Genomic DNA, 17536 nt, shown 5'->3' with positions numbered 1-17536 from the left:
GTCCTCTCCCGTCAGGCCTGCGGGCCGACGAGTTCCGTGACCAGGCGGAAGCTGGTCTGGACATCGTCGAGCTGGAAATGCGGTTTCAGATGGATGACGCAGCCGAAGGCGCCCGGCCGGCCGGCGATGTCGCGAACCTGCACCTCGGCCTCGCGCAGGGGATAGCGGGCCTTGAACGAGGTGCTGGCGTCGTCGTTGGCCAGGCAATAGCCCCTGAGCCAATCGCGCAGATGTTCCTCGAAATCATGCGCCGTGGCGAAGGAGCCGATCTTGTCCCGGCCGATCATCTTGATGTAGTGCGCGAAGCGCGAGGCGCAGAGCACATACTGCAGCATGGCCGATAGCCGCGCGTTGGACGTGGCCGTCGCCCGGTCATAGACCTTGGGCTGATGCAGCGACTGGCAGCTGTAGAAGACACAGGCATCGACGTAGCTGACCCGCGACAGGGGCACGATGCCCAGGTCGCTCAACTGCTTCTCCTGCCGGTCGGACAGGTAGACGTCCAGGGGTGCGGCCGGCGCCGCGGCCCCACCCAGGGTGGGGAAGGTGTGGCCGGGGAAACGGTCCACCAGGCCGCCGCCGTTCAGGTCGTCCGGCGCGCCCCGGATGTCGGCGAACCAGCCGTACTGGTGGAAGGCGCGCATGACCACGGTGGCGAAGGCGAAGGCGGCGTTGCCCCACAGGTAGTCCCCCGCCCCCGGCCGCCCGGTGCGTTCCATGAAGCGGAAGCCGTCGATACGGTTGGGGTCGTGACGGTAAGGCGGCCGCATCATCACCCGGGGCAGGGCGATACCGATGAAACGGGCGTCGTCCGCCTCACGCAGGGCCCGCCAGCGGATGAACTCATGCCCCTCGAAGGAGCGGGCGAGGTCCACGTCGCTGGCCATGTCGCCGAAGCTGTCCAGCCCGAACAGCGCGGGGGAGCAGCTGGTGACGAAAGGGCAGAAGGCCGCGGCCGCCACGGCGGCGATGGCCTTCAGCGTCCCCACGTCGTCCGTGGGGTGGTCGGCATCGCGCTGGTGCTGCACGGCGTAGTCGCCGATCAGCAGGCCGAAGGGCTCCCCGCCGGGCGTGCCGAACTCATCGCTGTACACCTTGGTGAACAGCTGGCTCTGGTCGAACTCGATGGCGCGTTCGAAGTCGCGGCACAGTTCGCGCCAGGACACGTCCAGCACACGGATCTTGATGGCGCGGGTGGAGGCCGAGGCCTCCACGAGCTGAAGCAGCCCGCGCCACGACGCCTCCAGCTGCTGGAAGCGGGGATTGTGCAGGATGACGTTGACCTGGGCCGTGAGCAGAGCGTCGATCGCCGCGATCAGCTGGTCGATGACCAGGCGCTTGTCGGGATGGCGGCTGAGGTCCAGCCGCCAAGCCGGGGGCGCGTCGGGCCGGGGAGCCCGGCCTTCCGTCGTGTCGATGCGTCGTTCCACCCCCGGGGCTGCCGCCTCAAGGGTCTGTTGCATCAGAGCTTGCTCGGTATCCGTGCCACCATGCGCAGCGAGGTCGTCAGTTCCTCCATCTGCAACCAGGGCCGCAACCAGGCGATGGCGTTATAGGAACCGGGCTTGCCCGGGATTTCCTTCACCGTGATCTTAGCCTCGCGCAGCGGGTAGGCGGCCTTCATTTCCTGGCCGGCGCCCTCGTTGGCGTTGACGTAATTGTTGATCCAGCGGTTCAGCCAGGCCTCGCAATCCTCGACCTCAAGGAAGGAGCCGATCTTGTCGCGCGCCATCACCTTCAGGTAATGGGCGAAGCGGGACGTGGCCATCATGTACGGCAGCCGGGCGGAGATGGCGGCGTTGGCCGTGGCGTCCGGGCGGTCGTACTTCTTGGGCTTCTGCACCGTCTGGGCGCCGAAGAACACGGCATAGTCGGTGTTCTTGTAATGGCAGAGGGGCAGGAAGCCCAGCTTGCCCAGCTCGGCGTCGCGGCGGTCGGTGATGCCGATCTCCGTCGGGCACTTCTGGTCGGGGTCGCCGTCATCGCTGACGAAGACGTGGGTGGGCAGGGTTTCCACCTTGCCGCCGCCCTCGGCGCCGCGGATGGCCGTGCACCAGCCGTACTTGGCGAAGGCCTCGGTGGCGCGCGAGCCCAGGACGTAGGCCGCGTTCATCCAGCAATATTCGTTGTGCTCCAGCGCCAGCGACTTGCCCGAGGGGTCCAGGGGGGCTTCCTCGAAATTGAAGTCGTCGACGCTGAGGGTGGCGGCGCCGTAAGGCAGGCGCGCCAGTACGCGCGGCAGGGTCAGCGTGGTGAAGCGGCTGTCCTCGCTGTCGCGGAAGCTGCGCCACTGCGCGTATTCCGCCGTCTCGAAGATCTTCTCCAGGTCGCGGGGCTTGGCCAGCTCCTGGTAATCCTGGAAGCCGAACAGCTTGGGGCTAGCGGCGGAGACGAAGGGGGCGAAGGCCGCCGCCGCGATGCTGGAGATGCTGGACAGCATCTGCACATCCTCGGGGTGGTTGGTGAACTCATAGTCACCGATCAGCATGCCGTAGGGCTCACCGCCGGGCGTGCCGAACTCGTTCTCGTAGAGCTTCTTGAACAGCTCGCTCTGGTCGAACTCCACCGCCTTGGCCAGATCCTTCGCCAGTTCGCGCTTGCGCACGTTCAGCACGCGGATCTTCAGGTTGGCGCTGGTCTCGGTGTTCATGACCAGGTGGTGCAGGCCGCGCCAGCTGCCTTCCAGCTTCAGGAATTCCGGGTGGTGCATGATGGCGGCTAGCTGCTTGGACAGCTTGGCGTCGATGGCCTTCACCGCCGCGGTCAGCGTCTGGGTCAGGTTGCGGCTGTAGGTGACGGTGCCGCCCAGCGCCTCTTCCGTCAGGGTGCGCAGCAGTTCCTGCACGCGCGCCGGCTCGGTCTGCTTGGTGGCGCCGATGGCCTGGTCCAGCAGGGAGAGGCCTTCGACGGTGCCGGCCGCGGCTTCTTCGCGGGAAACGGTCAGGGTATCGGTCATCACTTCACCTCCTCGGCGGTGGCGCCCAGCTGCTGCGACAGCTTGCGCAGCTGAGTGTCGTCCTGAAGAATGGATTCCAGCAGGTCTTCCAGCTGGGTCGAGCGGTCGGCCTTGGTCAGCAGGTCGCGCAGCTGGTTGCGCGTCTCCAAGAGCTTGCGCAGCGCCGGCACCTGGCGGACGATCTGGCCGGGCTCCATGTCCTCCAGCGAGGAGAACTTCAGCTCCACGGCCATCTCGCTGCCGTCGTCCTCCAGCTCGTTCCGCACGCGCAACGACAGCGACGGCTTCATGCGCGCCAGGATTTCGTTGAAGTTGTCGCGGTCGATCTGGATGAACTTGCGGTCCTTCAGCGGCTTCAGGTCATCCGTCGGGTCGCCGGAGAAATCGCCGAGCACGCCGACCACGAAGGGCAGCTCCTTCTCGACCATCGCCCCATCGGTTTCGACCTCGTATTTGATGTGCACGCGCGGCTTGCGAACCCGCTCGAGCTTGTCATGAACGCTGGCCATCTACCTTCTCCTACCCATGGGTTGCTGCATGTCGTCTGGGGTTACCCCGAAACAAAAACGATTTCTCATCAGTGTCTTACTGTCCGTTGCCCTGCACCGGCCGGATGCCGGCGGTGGTCAGCAGGGTGTTGCGGGCACCCGCGTCCGCCAGCAGCTCGGCCAACAGTTCGGGCAGCGGCATGCGGCCGCGCCGAACCAGGTCCTCGATGGTGTAGGACAGGGGTGAATGGGGTTCGGTGCGGCGGAAGTACTGGCCGATCTCCGCCAACAGGGTCAGCGCCTCTTCCCGGCTGGTGATGCCCTTGGCCGGCCGCTGGGGCGCCGCCGCCTCGTCCACGACGGGGGCGCCGGTGGCGGAATGCAGGATGACGTCGGGCACGGCGGCCTCCTCCACCTCTTCCTTGGCCGACAGGCCGGTCAGGAACACCACCGCGTCCTCCACCTCCTCCAGGATGTGGGTGATGGTGGAGGTAGGCGGGGCGTCGGCGCCCGCCCGTTCGGTCAGCAGCCGATCCAGGTCGCGGAAGGCCTGGCGGCAGGCGCGGATGTCGGCCAGCAGCGCCCGGTTGCGGGCCGCCGGCACCTGGCTCATGCGCTGGGACAAGGCGTCCAGCGTGGGCGGCGGGGTGCGGCCCGGGCGGCTGCGCGTGTCCGGCGTCTGGCTGGCGCGCTGGGCCAGGGCGTAGTGCCAGTAGGCGATGGGCTGGTCCTCGCGCAGCAGCGGCACCTTGCGGATGGGCTGGATCAGCGTGCCCTCCGCCCCATGGCCGTTAAGGCCGCCGATCGGCGCCAGGCGGACCGCGATACCGTCCTCGTCCGGCTGGGGATGGACGCCGTCCCAATACTGCTCCACCAAGCCGGCCAGCAGGCGGAAACCATCGGCCAGACCGGCGAAACCCTCCAGCCGCACGGCGGCCTCTGTCAGCCAAACGGCGACCTCGATGTCCTTGGTGCGCTGGGCCAGGACACTGCGCGCCAGGTCCTGGATACGCTGCCACTCCGCCAGGGAGGTCTGGGCCTCATCCTCGGAATCCGCCCGCCGCTCGATGGCGCGGGCGGTGGCACGCAGATCCTTCAGCTGGAAATAGGCGGCATCGCCGCCGTTGTGCACGCGCAGGTCAGGCCCGCAGGGCTGGTCGCCGGGGATGGGGGCCAGCAGAACGGGAAGATCCAGGACGCCGGGGGACAGGCCGGAGGACAGGATAGCGCCGTTGTCCATCATGCACCTTTCCGCGACGGCCATAGCCGGCCCCAGAAGCCGCCCTTGGCCGAGGAACCGCTGTTGGCGTCCAGCGCCCGCAGCAACGTGTTCAGGTCGGTGGGCCGGCGCTTGGGATCGGGCTGCAGCATGCCCTCCACCAGACCGCGCAGACGGTCGGGCACGGCGCTGATGTCGGGGACCTGGCGGCGGGCGGCCGTCGCCTCCTCCACCGTCTGGCCCATGGCCAGCTTCTCGCCGCGCGCGGCGGCGACGATGACCAGGCCCAGGCTGTAGATGTCGGACGCAACGCCGATGGCGCCGCCGTGCATGCCCAGCTGCTCGGGCGAGGCAAAGGAGAACTTGCCGGCGAAATCCAGTCCGTCGCGCGGGGTGACGCCGTTGCGCATTTCCCGCGCCACGCCGAAATCGATCAGCTTGGCCGCCGCCGGATTGTCGCCGGGCAGCAGGATGTTGTCGGGGCTGACGTCACGGTGGACGATGCCGGCGGCGTGCACCGCCGTCAGACCCGCCGCCAGACGGCGCAGCAGGGCCTCCAGTGCCGTCAGGCCCAAAGGCCCGCGCCGCAGGAAGTAGGACAGCGATTGGCCGTCGATATACTCCAGCACCAGCATGGACCGGCCGTCGCCGTCGCGGTACAGGCCGGCGCAGCTCACCACGGCGTCATGGCGGATGCGCTGCAGCAGGCGGCCTTCCTCATGGAACAAGCCCACGATCTTGGCGTCGTCCCGATATTCCGGAATGATGACCTTGATGGCCTGGTCGGTTTTCAGGTCGCGATGGCGCACCCGGTAGATCTCGCCCATCCCGCCGCGTGCCAGCAGGGTGCGCACGATGAAGGTGTTCAGCATGGTGCTGCCCGGCGCCACCGACCAGCCGGTGGGATCGGCCTTGGCCGCCGGCGCGGTGCTGGCCGCAGGCTCTGGTCCATCCTCCCAAGGGCGCTGCGCGGCCTGGATGTGACGGTCCAGCGCGGCGCGGGCGCCGCTCAGCAGGTCCAGCGAGGCGACCTCGTCCAGGCCGGCGCGGTGCGCCTGCGCCCGGACACCGGCGATGAAGCCCGCCACCTGGCTTTCCACCACCTCGCGCGTCGGCACCACCGGGGCGGCGTTCGGCGCAGCAACGTCCGGCGCCACCATGACCTCGGTCAGCTCGGCCGGAGCGAAGCGGGTCAGTTCATCCGGCGTCTCTGGGCTCATCAGCAGCGAGGTCATCTCGTCCGGCTGCTGCGGCTCCTCATTCGCCACGATGGCGCCGGGGTTGGTCAGGACGGCGGCCTGGCTCATTCCGCACCCCCTTGGCGCACATCTTCAAGCGCCGGCGAGTGCGCCACCGGCACGGCCGTGGCCTGCATGGCGGCCTCCGCCACCGGATGATCGCTTTCCGGCACATCGACGATGACGGCGGTCAGGTTGTCGGGCGCGCCGCTGACCAGGATGTTTTCCACCAGGGCGTCCACCGTCTCGCGCGGAGGCATTCCCCGCATCAGCGTGGCGATCTCCGTCTCACTCAGCACCTTGGTGACGCCGTCGCTGCACAGCAGGAAGCGGTCGCCGGGCTGGACGACGTCCTGCACCATGTCGATCTCCAGCGTGTCGGCGGCGCCCACGGCACGGGTGACCAGCATGGTGGCCCGCTGCTGCTGGTTGATGCCGGCAGCCACGTGGTCGGTGGTCAGCTGGCGCAGCCGGCCGTCGCGCAGCAGGTAGATGCGGCTGTCGCCCACCCACAGGCAATTGAAGCGGTTGGCGTAGATCAGCAGCACCACGGCGGTGGAGGCGATCAGCGCCTGGTCGCCCAGGGTGGCGGCTTGGGCCCGCAGCTTGTCGTTGGCCTCGACCAGGGCCTCGCGCACCTCTTCCACGAAGCCGCCGTAGGACAGGGGCGGCATCACCGCATCCAGCGCCTTCACGGTCAGGGCGCTGGCCACCTCGCCCGCCGAATGGCCGCCCAGGCCGTCGGCGACGCACCACAGGCCGAGGTCGGGCCGCAGCAGCAGGGCGTCCTGGTTGATGGTGCGGCGGGTGCCGGGATGGGTACGGCCGTGGCTGGGCAGCGCCACCACGGGCCGCAGCAGCAGGATGGGCAGTTCCTCGTCCGCCAGGTGCAGCGCCGTGTCGGCCGGGCGTTCCCAGCCCCAGCGCTCCCAACGTCCGTCCAGGAAGGCGGCGTAATTCTGCGGCGCCGGCAGGCCGGGCGAGATCAGCAGCGAAGACGCCACCTTGTCCGACCCGGTGGTCCACCACAGGCTGAAGCGGTTGTTGAAGCCGATCAGCACCTGGTCCAGCAGTTCGGCATAGGCGCTGCCCAGGGCACCCCGGCCGTTGGCGCCGCCGTTGTTGGCCAGCCCGACACGGAAAGCGCTGCTCTCCGCAGGCCCGCGCGTGGTGTCGTAAGGCGGCGCGCCCAATACCCGTGCGGCCTGGTCGAAGCTGTCGAAGTTGAAGTCGTCGTCCAGCGAGGTCAGCGCCAGGTCTTCCACCTTGTCGAACCAGGCGCGACCGCTTTCGATCAGTCGGATGGGGGCGACGCAGCCGGGCAGCGGGGTCGCCAGCACCAGGGGGAAGTAGCGCCCGACCCGGTCGACGCTGGGCATCAGCACGCCGGCCATGGCCGTGTCGCCGCAGACCCCCGGCCCCAGGACGAAGCGCCAGACCGGCGTGTCCAGGTAGCTGGGCAGCCACGCCTCGCCCATCTGCCGCTGGCTGGTGGCGAGCGACGCCTGCAGCCATTCGTCCAGCGGGCGGACGATCGCTGGGTCCAGCCGCCGGGAGACGAAGTCCCCCCGCGCCGGGATCTTGCCGAAGAAACCCGGCTCGTGAGCCGAGACGGCGCCATTCAGAAAGAGACTGGACAACGGAACGCCCTCAGTTCTTTGAGGATGAAGGGGTTGAGCGAGGTGCTGGACTTCACCTCGAAGCCGGCGTTGTGGGTGCCGGAGGTGAAGTTGACGCGGAAGTTGTCACTGCCCAGCGGCGTGACCGTGCCCTGGTCCACCAGGTGGAACAGCGACCAGGGACCGCTTTTCAGCACGCTCTGCGGCAGGCCGTCGGTCACCTCGAACACCACGCGGCTGACGCCGTTGGGGTCGTTGTCCGGCCACTGGAGCGAAGCCGGCCACTGCGGCCCATGCTGGTATTCGATCTGCTGGCCGCCGCTGGCGAACAGCACGCCGGTGGACTTCGGATCCAGGGTCACCGGCGTCACCTGCAGGGCAACACGGGGCTGCTGGCCGCCATCGGGGAAGAAGGCGTCGCGGATCTGGGCGGCATACTGGAAGGAGGCCAGCACGCTGTCGGGGATGCCCAGGCCGGTGTCGCCCACCTTGGTCCACCGCCACTTGGCGCCCGAGGTGTCGACCAGCGTCTTCAGGTGGTTGTTGAAGAAGTTGTCCAACATGCCGTTGGGGGCGAACAGCCGGGTGAAGTCACCCACCGAGATTTCCTTGGTGCTGTCCTTGGCGAAGGGATAGCGGCCATTGACGGCGCGGGTGCAGAAGCCGCCCACCTCGCCGCCCCAAAGGTTGCTCAGCTGGGCGCGGGCACCGCCCACCGACTGTTCCGACGCGCTGCCGGTGATGGTGGCGATCCAGCCGTTGACCGGCCGCGGCATCTGCGCCGCCTGGTTGTTCAGCATCTGGATGGGGCCGCCGGCCCCGCCGTGGGAGGCGCGGGTGTACATGGCCATGCGGCCGTTGCCGGGCCCGCTGGCGACGTTGCTGAGCTCCTGATAAGCCTCGCCCAGCAGGCGCACCAGATCCTCCGCCCGCGCCGGCGCCCCGTTGCTGGGCGTGACGAAATCGGCGATGGGCTGGAAGTGCTGGGCCACGGCCACGGCGCCGGCCGGCGCGTCCGGCGTGGGCAGGGCCGCTGGGGCGGCGGCACCGCCCGGCGCCGGGACCGCCTTGGGCAGGCCCGGCAGGGGGACGATCTGCGTCTCCGCCGCCACGTCCTTCAGCAGCTTCAGCATCGGCATGTCGGGGCTGGACACCAGGTTCAGCACGGCGATGGTCTGCTGCATGTCGGCCAGCGGCACGATGCGCAGGTCGCCCAGCATGGTGTCCCACTGCTGGATGTAGTCGGCGTAGTACAGCTGCGTCACCCGCTCGCGCAGGTCATCGGCCTGGGCCGCCTGCTGCGCCTGGGCGTTGGCCCCGGCGGGCTTGTCGCCCAGCACCCAGCTCTGCCCCTGCACCTCGGCGATCACGGCGGAGAGCGCCGGCTGGAAGGCCTTGTAGCCTTCCGGCGTGTACAGGCCGGGAATGCCCTCGGTCAGCGGCTTGCCGGAGACACGGGTGAAGACATGGTCGGCCGTGGCGCCGGCATGGTCGACAGGGCGCCACTGCGGCAGCTGGCTGATGCCCTCATGCTGGCGGACCAGGGCGTAGACCCGCTCGGCCGGGGACAGCTTTTCCAGGCTGCGGCGCGACTGGGTGATCAGGTTGGCGTCCAAGGGGATGGGCGTCAGGCTGCCCCGGGTCAGCAGGCTGTCCAGGTGGCGGGCCAAGTCGTCCCGCAAGCCCTTGTTGGCCTCGCCCGGCCAGGTGGCAGCCCAGTCGGCCACCATCCACTGGCGCACGGCATTGGCGTCCAAGGGGCCGCGGCTGCCCAGCATCAGGTAGATCTTGAGCGCGCCGGCCACGAAGTCATCGTCATCCTCGTGCGCCCGGATCTGGTCCTGCAGCCGCACCAGCAGGCGGGGCAGCATCAGGCCGTTCAGCGCCCGGTGATAGACGGCGGCGTGCACCGTCTTCAGCTTGTCACCCTGGTAGAGGCCGAAGGTCAGCCATTGGCTGGCGACGCCCTCGTTGTTCTCCAGGCCCGTGGGCAGGTTGCGCAGAATGTTCAGCGGCTTGACCACGCGCACCAGGTCGGCGTCCGTCACGCCCTGGCTGGGGATGCCGGTGGCCGCCTTGTCATAGGCCTGCAGGCCGTCGTCGATCAGGGCCACCTGGCGCTTGTTCTCCTGGTAGCCGGTGCTCCAGGCATAGGCCAGCACGGCCAGGATGACGGCGGCGGAGGCGTACGTCGCGATGCGCAGGCGGCGGCGGCGCTGCTCCACCTTGGGATTCAGGCTGACGACGGCGGCCTCGGCGAAGATCACTTCATTGAACAGCCGGGTCAGGAAATAGCTGCGGCCCTGACGGTTGTTGGCCGGCATGCGCACCGGATCCAAGCCGAAGGTTGCGGCGATGGTGGCCATGGTGCGGTCGATGGGCATGCCCACCTGCACGCTGCTGGTGAAGTAGCTGCCGCGCAGCAGGGGCCGCGTCTCATAGGGGCTGGCGCGGAAGATTTCCGTGAGGATCTCCAGCAGCGCGTCGCTGAGGCTGGCCACCTGGTTGGGGAAGTTGAACACCAGGCCGCGGCGCTCGATGTCCGCCTCCTGCTGCACCCGCTCCAGCAGCCGCTCGTTCAGGCGGATGACCAAACCCTCCAGCTCCTGCGGGAACTGCTCGACCACGCCGGGGCTGTCGGCGGCGCCGTCGTCCAGGGGGAAGGTCATGCCCCACACCTGTTCGCGTTCCGACTTGCCGAGATTGTCGAAGTACTCGACGAAGCCGGGCACCAGATCGACCTTGGTGAACAGCATGTAGACCGGGAAGCGCAGGCCGAAGCGGTCGTACAGCTCGTTCAGGCGCAGGCGGATGGCGCGGGCGTGGTTCAGGCGTTCCGTGGGATCGGGGGCCATCAGGTCGGCCAGGCTCATCACCACGATGGCGCCGTTCACCGGCTGGCGGGGACGATAGCTTTTCAGCAGGTCCAGGAAGCCCAGCCAGGCGGCCTGGTCCTGGTGCGGGTCGCTGTCCTGCGTGGTGTAGCGGCCGGCCGTGTCCAGCAGGATGGCCTCGTCCGTGAACCACCAGTCGCAGTTGCGGGTGCCGCCGATGCCCTTCAGGGGGTCCCGGCCAATGGTGGTGGACAGCGGGAAGTTCAGGCCCGAGGTCAGCAGGGCGGACGTTTTGCCCGAGCCCGGCGGCCCGATCATGATGTACCAGGGCAGCTGGTAGAGGTAGCCCCGGCCCATGCCCTTGCGCCCGGCCTTCTTGCGCAGCTGGCTCAGCGCCTCTTGCAGGCGGTCGCGCAGCAGGCGCAGTTCCTCGGCGGATGCGGCGTCGGCACCCCGGCGCTTCTCCTCCTCGCTGGGGTCGGTCAGGTCGTGCACCATGCGCCGGTCGGTCTGCCGGGCCTTGAGATTGACCTGGAGGTTGAAGGCGGCCCAGGTGGCGAACACGGCGCAACAGGCGATCAGGCGCACCAGGTCGCCTTCCAGCGGCCGGTGGCTGCCCACCGCCACCAAGGCGCCGAAGAACCAGATGACCAGCGCGAAGCCGATGGCCCACACCAGGGACCAGACCCAGCGCGCGCGGAAGGGCTGCGCCAGGGCGGAAATCAGGGGCTGCGCGAAGTAGACGCTGCTTGGGACGTTCATTGGGCCGTTCCCTGGTTGGGGGTCGGGGCAGGCACGGCGGCCGGGGTCGCAGAGGCCGCCGACGGCGCCGGCACGGCGGCCGCGGGCGAGCTCAGGATCACGTCGATGCGGCGGTTGGCTTCCCGGCCGGCGTCCTGGTCGTTGGTGGCGATGGGTTGGGTGTCGGCCATGCCCTGGGCCTTCAGACGGGACTTGTCGGTCAGGTGGGTGGCGATGACGGCGGCGACCGCGTCGGCGCGGGCCTGTGACAAATGCCAGTTCGACGGGAACCGGATGGTGCGAATGGGAATATTATCCGTATGTCCCGTGATCAGCACCGCGCCGGGCCGGGTGTTCAGGGCCTCGCCGATGCGGTTCAGCAGGGCGGTGTAGCTTTCGTTCACCTCGCTGCTGCCCGACGCGAACATGCCGGCGTTGCGGATGCGCACCACGGTGTCCGTGCCCTGGGGCACCACGGTCACCAGGCCCTGGGCGATCTCCGGCGCCAGGAAGGCGCGGAACTGGTCCAGATCCTTCGACTTGGGCTGCACCGGCGCCGTGGGCTGGGCCAGGGCGACGCTGGGCTGGCCCACCGGCGGCAAGGTGGCCATCTTTTCCAGCGTGGCGTCGGAACTGCCGTTCAGCGCGAAGCTGAAGCCCGTGGCCATCACCGTGATGAGGATCAGGGTGGCCGCCATGACGGTCCAGAACTCGATGCTGGGCAGCAGGGGGCGGAAGGGTGCCTCCACCCCGCGCCAGTGCACCGACAGCTCGCGCTCAGCCTCGCCGCGCCGCTGGGTCAGCACGCGGTAGAGGTTGTCGCGGATGCGCGAATGCTCAAGCGAGCCCTGCGGCAGGATGCGCAGCCGGCCCTCGAACCCCAGCGACAGGCACAGGTACATCAGCTCCAGCACCTGGAAGTTGGCGGCCGGATCCTTCAGCAGGTGGTTCAGCAGATCGTAGAAGCGCTCACCCCCCGTCACGTCGATGTGGAAGGTGATGACCATGCCGGCCCGCGCCCAGGTGCTGCTCGCCCCCCACGGCGTGTTCAGCACGATGTCGTCGATGGTGGCGCACAGGGCGTAGTGGGCCGCGCGCGCCGCCTCGTTGGTGACGCCGGTGCCTTGCGCCCGCTTCTCGAAGGTCTTGATCTCGTCGGCGACGCGCTCGCGCAGTTCCTCGATATTGGACTGGGCGGCGGACGTGCGCAGGCGGCGGGCCAGCGTCAGGATGGGGCCGGCGGCGGCCACCAGCGGGTTGAGGCCGCCCAGCGTCAGATCGACCGTGTCTTCCGGCGCGTAGTCGGTGGGCGGCGCCACCAGTTGCACCGGCGCCGGACGGCGGCCGCCGGGCGTCGGCTTGACGATGGTCGGCTCATGCGCCGTCTGGCCGTAGCTGGGATAGGACATCACGCACCCCCCTTGATGGCCCACAGCTCCATTTCGATCTGCGCGAAATCACCCGCCAGGTGCAGGGCGATGCCGCCGGACTTCTGGAGCTGCTTGAAATGCTGGCTGCTGCGGTCCAGTTCGAAGAAGACTTGGCCGCTGCGGTATGGAAGCTGGCGGGGCGCCACCGGCAGGGGCCTGACATTGATGCCGGGCAGCGCCACGTTCACCAGCTGGGCGATCTGTTCCACCGGGCCGATCTTCACCTGGTTCGGGAAGACGCGGCGCAGGTGCTCCACCGGCATGTCCGCGTTAACCGCCAGCACGAAGGTGGCGTTGAACAGCAGCGACCGGTCGACGATGACGCCGACCTTGATGCCGTGGCGGCGGGCCTGCAGCGGGATGGCGACGGCGGTCTGCTCCAGCACGGCGCTCAAGGAGGCGCGCAGGTCGGAGAAGACGGGCCGGAAGGTGTTCTGCAAATCCTCGTGCCGGTATTCGGGAAACACGGCGGCGCGCTTGGCCTCGGTGGTGAAGGTGGCCAGTTCCCCCGCCACCTCGACGCACAGGCGGTAGAACCGCTCCGGATGCAGCATGGGTGCGGTGGCGGCGTAATGGCGCAGCAGCGGTTCATACCGGTTCACGGTCTGCAGCAGCAGGAAGTCCGCGATCTCCGCCGCCCCCTTGGCCGAGGGGCCGGACAGACGGCCGGCCAGGGCCTCGGCCCGGTGCTGGATCAGGGCCTGCAGCTCGGTCAGGAAGGCGGCCAGCGGCGCCTGGGCCGCGACCGAGGTGACCGGGGCGATGAACTGCTCATCCAGGATGATGGCGCGGTCGGAGCGCACCTCGACCACCCGGGCGATGGCGATCTTCTCATACCCCGCCAGCGGCTGCGTCTCCGGCGCCAGGCGCAGGCGCAGGCGGGCGACGTCCATGGCGGCCGCCTGGTCGCTGCCGAGGTTGGCGTCCTCGGCCTCATACCGCGCCGGGACGAAGCGGGTGATGGCGTCCTCGGAATTGGTCAGCCCCACCTCGGCCCCGCCCGGCTGGCGCACCGGCAGCGTCAGGTAGATGACGCAGTTCTTGGTGGTGTCGAACAGCTCCAGCGGCGGCGGATGGTCGGCCTCGTCCGGAATGGAGAAGGGCGTGCCGTCGGGCAGGATGCCCTTGGCGGAGACGATGGCGAACTTGCCGATGCCCAGCAGTTCCCGGTTGATGGTCAGCTCGCTCAGGCCCCAGGAGAAGGGTGTCAGCGGTTCGGTGCGCGCGTGCAGCAGCCGTTCCACATGGCGGTCGGCTTGCTGGAAATGCTGGACCCGCAGGAACATGCCCTCGGTCCAGACCACGCGGTTGGCGGACATCATGGCCGGGGCCTCACTTGGTGGGGGTGCGCTTGGACGCGTCGGCCGCCGCCGCGGTGCCGGCGGCGCCGGGTGGGGTGCCGGCGTCGGCCGTGTCGCGCTTCACCACCAGGCCGTTGGCACCGACGGTGACGTTCAGCGTCACCGGGCCGGTGTCCGGCAGGGCCACAACCTCGCGCCAGTTGGCCTGGTCGATGGCGCGATAGGCGGCGACGATGCCGACGTAGTGCACCTTGTCGTTCTGCGGCAGGACCATCTGCTTCTTGTCGCCGGGCTGCAGCACGAACTCGTCCCGGCCCAGCTGATCGGTACCTAGGGCCTGGGTGTCGTGCTGGATCAGCTGGATGGGCGCGGCGATGGTGAACTTGTCCTTGGACGCCAGCTGATAGACGCGCGTCACGATGGGCGACGGACGGCCCAGCGTGTCGGGATTGGCGTCGGGCCCGACGTTGATCGACACCGGCACGGTGGTGCGCACCGGCGGCGGGGGCGGCGGCTCGTGCGAGCAGGCCGCCAGCTGCAGGACGGCACCGGCGAGCACGGTGGCGAGGGCCGCACGGCCCATGGGGTGCGGGGTGGAGCGGCGGGCGATGGTCGTGGCGAGAGGCATCGTCTAGAGGACCCTGTTAGTCTGGGCAGTCTCGGGGCTGGGGTTATCCCCAGGCGGCTGGCGGACGGGTGGAAGTGAGGCGGGTGCCAGGCGGGGACGAAGGCGGACCCCAGGCGGTTCAGAGGCTTCTGAACTGCTGGGTGTAGGCGGAGGAAAACTTGCTGCCGAGGGGCGGCCCCGACGATTGTTCGCCCATCATGCGCTGGTGGACCTGCTCGTACCGTTCCCAGCAGCGGGCCTTGTGAACCTGCGGCAGCATGGAGGCGCTGACGTCATTCTTGATGGTCTCGGGCGACAGCTGTTCCAGCACGTCGCCCACCACCGTCTTCATGCCGGCGATCAGGGCCACCTCGTGGGCCTTGATGTCGCGCAGGCTTTCGCGGATGGCCTCCGGCGCGTCCATGAAGCCCATGACCCGCCGGCCGATCAGCACGGACAGCGTGCCATCCAGGTTGGCGGAGAACTTCAGAGGGTTGTTCTCCTTGGCACGCAGCAGCGTGTGTTCGATGCGGAACTCGGACTTCAGGAAGGCGCGCAATTCCAGCAGCTCACGCAGGCCGTTGACCGCCTCGCGCAGGGCGACGCCCATCTTGTGCATCAGCGCCGGGGCGTCGGATGCGTCCACTGCGTCCAGCGGCAGGCCGACGCCCGCCAGAAAGGCCTCGAACACGTCGTCCGGGATCTGGGGGCCTGGGTTTTGGGGGTTGGCGGCCTGGGCGGGCGCCGACTGGGCCTGAGCCTGGGCAATGGGCGAGGCCTGCGCCGCCGGTTGCGGCGGGGCGACCGGTGCGGGCTGCGCCAGTGGGGGGACGGCCGGCGTGGCGAGGGGCGCCGGGTTCATGGTGCCCAGCCCCACGACGGGTGCGATGGCGGGGGAAACGGGAGGGACCGGCGTCACAGGGGCGGCCACCGGCTGGGGCCGCACTGGGCCGGCGGCGGGATTGATGGGCAGGATGGTGGCGCCGGCGCCATTGATCGGGGCGCCATTGACCGGACCCGCCGGGGCGGGGCTGGAAACGGCCGGGCTGGCCATGCGGGCCGTGGCCTGGCCGTTGCGGGCTCCGGCGAAGGCCTCCGCCATCACCTGGGCGGCGGCGCTGACGGACTCCAGCTCATCCTGCATGCCGACGCCATCGACGCCCTCCGCCTGCCAGTCCATGGGGATAACGGGGTGCTTGACCTCAGGCGCCTCGAAATAGGCGCCGGTACCGGAATGGGCGGCCAGCGATGGGGCCAGCGCGCCACCAAACGGCGCCTCCACCTCCGCCTCCCCTTCCCCCAGCATGTCGGTCAGCTGCATTTCGGCGACGCGGTCGCCAGCCAGGACCTGGGTCAGCGAGGGGACATAGCCGGTGTGGCCATTGTTCAGGCCCCCCATGCCGTAATCCATGTCCGGGTCGGCCAGGGCGCCGCTGGTCATGCCGATGCCATTCATGGTCGCCATGGGGGACACCGAGGCCGCCGGCTGGCTGCTGATTTCCAGGCGCAGGGTGCAGGGGCCCAGATTGATGACGTCGCCGTCGTTCACCGGCTGGCTGTTGCCCCGACCCAGGGGGGCAGCCGCCCCGCCGACGTAGACACCGTTGGTGCTGGTGTCCGTCACGAAATAGGTCTGGCCACGCAGCTCTATCCGGCAGTGCTGCTTCGACAGGTGGCGCTGGGGGTCGTTGACCACCCAGTCGTTCTCGGCGCCACGGCCGATGGTGAAACTGGCGCCGTCGCAGACGCGGGTTTCGCCTTCGGATATGGAGCAGTCCCCGGCCGAAAGAACACGTAAGACAAGGGCCATCTGATCCTCGCTGCGCAAGGACGGCATTGGCGACGTCACTGAGAGGTCGACAACGTGTCCAATCTTTTAACGATAAATTTACCAAGCAATGCACGCTGATATAATTCGGAAGATAGTTCCGTCGACCCCCCAGAAACGGTTCTCGGTGGTATATCCAGATAGAGGTAGAGTTGTGGACAGGCTGCGCCCGCCCACAGTCATAGGGCATAGCTTCAAAGTATATTTTGAACGCAATTTTAATCGATATTTTAAGCAATCGCCTTTGTAATTGCTGAGAAAATTCCGGAAGCCTATTCCTTATCCGCCGGTTCTATAACCACCGGGATGAAGCGGATATATACCTGCAAAACCTAGGTCATATGACTCGGGTGACAGGTGCCGTGACACCCCTTGGAACCAGCTTTCCGACCCCCGGTCCAACTCAATAACGCGTTAATACGAAGGTGCCTGCCCCCGTGAACGGCGCGGAATCCCTAGGGTTTCCAGCTACCTTGCCGTGAAAGCTGGTGTTCCGGCCGACAATTGGGTCCGCCATCAGGATATGCAGCATTAAGCTCCCTATACCCGAAGGACATAACCCTTCGTGGAATGGTCAAGCCGTCGGCAGCAAAACAGAATTGAAGCACGGGCGTTCAATTCTGTAGTAACGGCCGATTTTTAAAGCCACATCATCATGTGGCCATCTCTCATTCACCTGCGGTTAAAGAATAATTTGCGTCACTTTCTTGCCGTATTCATGACGGCATAGGAAACGCGCCCAGCGCGCGCGGCCCTTGACGCCCCGCCGCCGGCCCATAGTTCTGTGTCGCGCGAAGTTACAGGAGCGGTTCGGAAGGTTTTGAAATCACACCGTGTAAACGGTGAGTTAACAGGTGATGACAGTAGCAGCCAGGCGGCCATGCCGCCGCTACTGGGCCGCCGTGACTGGACCACAGTGACTGGAGACGTTCGGCGCGCATCCGTCCGCCGGGCATACGAGGATTTGATGGACGGTTACACGCAAGCGGAACGGTTGCTGGGGATCGAGAGCCCCTTGGGGCCCGACCAGCTTTTGCTGGAGGCGCTGGAGGGGACGGAGGGTATTTCGACACCCTTCGAATTCCGCGCGACCGTGCGCGCCATGGACGACAACGTCGACCCCGCCGCCCTGGTGGCGCAGAGCGTGGACCTGAAGTTGCGCCTGGACGAGGGCAGCTATCGCGTCTTCAACGGCGTCGTCGCCTCGCTCACCGGCGGCCACGCCGCCTCCCGCGGGCAGCGCCACTATGTCCTGCGCGTCGTCCCCCGCCTGTG

The 17536-nt window shown here is 68.1% G+C and carries 12 protein-coding genes; 1 reads left to right on the top strand and 11 read right to left on the bottom strand.

Features of this window, described 5'->3' with window-relative positions:
- Positions 1–11: 11 nt before the first annotated feature.
- The 11 genes from tssC (FBZ87_RS28740) to tagH form a co-directional block, all read right to left on the bottom strand.
- The gene (tssC, locus tag FBZ87_RS28740) at positions 12–1463 is read right to left on the bottom strand and encodes a type VI secretion system contractile sheath large subunit (RefSeq protein WP_145613993.1); all 1452 of its coding nucleotides are present in this window, start codon (positions 1461–1463) and stop codon (positions 12–14) included.
- Entirely contained in the window at positions 1463–2956 is a 1494-nt protein-coding gene (gene tssC / locus FBZ87_RS28735; RefSeq protein WP_145613992.1) for a type VI secretion system contractile sheath large subunit, read from the bottom strand. The genes tssC (FBZ87_RS28740) and tssC (FBZ87_RS28735) overlap by 1 nt, the downstream gene beginning before the upstream one ends.
- Entirely contained in the window at positions 2956–3465 is a 510-nt protein-coding gene (gene tssB / locus FBZ87_RS28730) for a type VI secretion system contractile sheath small subunit (RefSeq protein ID WP_040845788.1), read from the bottom strand. Before tssB ends, tssC (FBZ87_RS28735) begins: the two co-directional genes overlap by 1 nt.
- Positions 3466–3541: 76 nt before the next feature.
- The gene (gene tssA / locus FBZ87_RS28725) at positions 3542–4687 is read right to left on the bottom strand and encodes a type VI secretion system protein TssA (RefSeq protein WP_186455047.1); all 1146 of its coding nucleotides are present in this window, start codon (positions 4685–4687) and stop codon (positions 3542–3544) included.
- Entirely contained in the window at positions 4684–5970 is a 1287-nt protein-coding gene (locus tag FBZ87_RS28720) for a serine/threonine-protein kinase (RefSeq protein ID WP_145613990.1), read from the bottom strand. Before FBZ87_RS28720 ends, tssA begins: the two co-directional genes overlap by 4 nt.
- Positions 5967–7541 (bottom strand): type VI secretion system-associated protein TagF, encoded by a 1575-nt coding sequence (gene tagF / locus FBZ87_RS29990; protein WP_246134659.1) that lies wholly within the window; start codon positions 7539–7541, stop codon positions 5967–5969. The genes FBZ87_RS28720 and tagF overlap by 4 nt, the downstream gene beginning before the upstream one ends.
- Complete coding sequence (gene tssM, locus FBZ87_RS28705) at positions 7523–11116, bottom strand: type VI secretion system membrane subunit TssM (RefSeq protein ID WP_145613989.1); 3594 nt, start codon at positions 11114–11116, stop codon at positions 7523–7525. Before tssM ends, tagF begins: the two co-directional genes overlap by 19 nt.
- The gene (gene icmH, locus FBZ87_RS28700; protein ID WP_145613988.1) at positions 11113–12504 is read right to left on the bottom strand and encodes a type IVB secretion system protein IcmH/DotU; all 1392 of its coding nucleotides are present in this window, start codon (positions 12502–12504) and stop codon (positions 11113–11115) included. The genes tssM and icmH overlap by 4 nt, the downstream gene beginning before the upstream one ends.
- Positions 12504–13847: a type VI secretion system baseplate subunit TssK gene (tssK, locus tag FBZ87_RS28695; protein ID WP_145613987.1), complete on the bottom strand. Its 1344-nt coding sequence runs from the start codon at positions 13845–13847 to the stop codon at positions 12504–12506. Before tssK ends, icmH begins: the two co-directional genes overlap by 1 nt.
- Before the next feature lie 10 nt (positions 13848–13857).
- A complete protein-coding gene (gene tssJ, locus FBZ87_RS28690) occupies positions 13858–14454 on the bottom strand; it encodes a type VI secretion system lipoprotein TssJ (protein WP_145613986.1) in 597 nt (198 codons plus the stop codon).
- 118 nt (positions 14455–14572) lie between these two features.
- Positions 14573–16243, bottom strand: a complete 1671-nt coding sequence (gene tagH / locus FBZ87_RS28685; RefSeq protein WP_186455046.1) for a type VI secretion system-associated FHA domain protein TagH — start codon at positions 16241–16243, stop codon at positions 14573–14575.
- Between the two features lie 985 nt (positions 16244–17228).
- On the opposite strand from tagH, the gene FBZ87_RS28680 reads away from it, so the two are divergent.
- The coding region (locus tag FBZ87_RS28680) for a contractile injection system protein, VgrG/Pvc8 family (RefSeq protein ID WP_281289021.1) at positions 17229–17536 on the top strand (308 nt) is incomplete at its 3' end.

This window comes from Nitrospirillum amazonense, from assembly GCF_007828035.1.
Taxonomy (GTDB): domain Bacteria; phylum Pseudomonadota; class Alphaproteobacteria; order Azospirillales; family Azospirillaceae; genus Nitrospirillum; species Nitrospirillum amazonense.
Note: the sequence above shows the minus strand (reverse complement) of the source record. Positions and strands in the feature narration are given on the sequence as shown.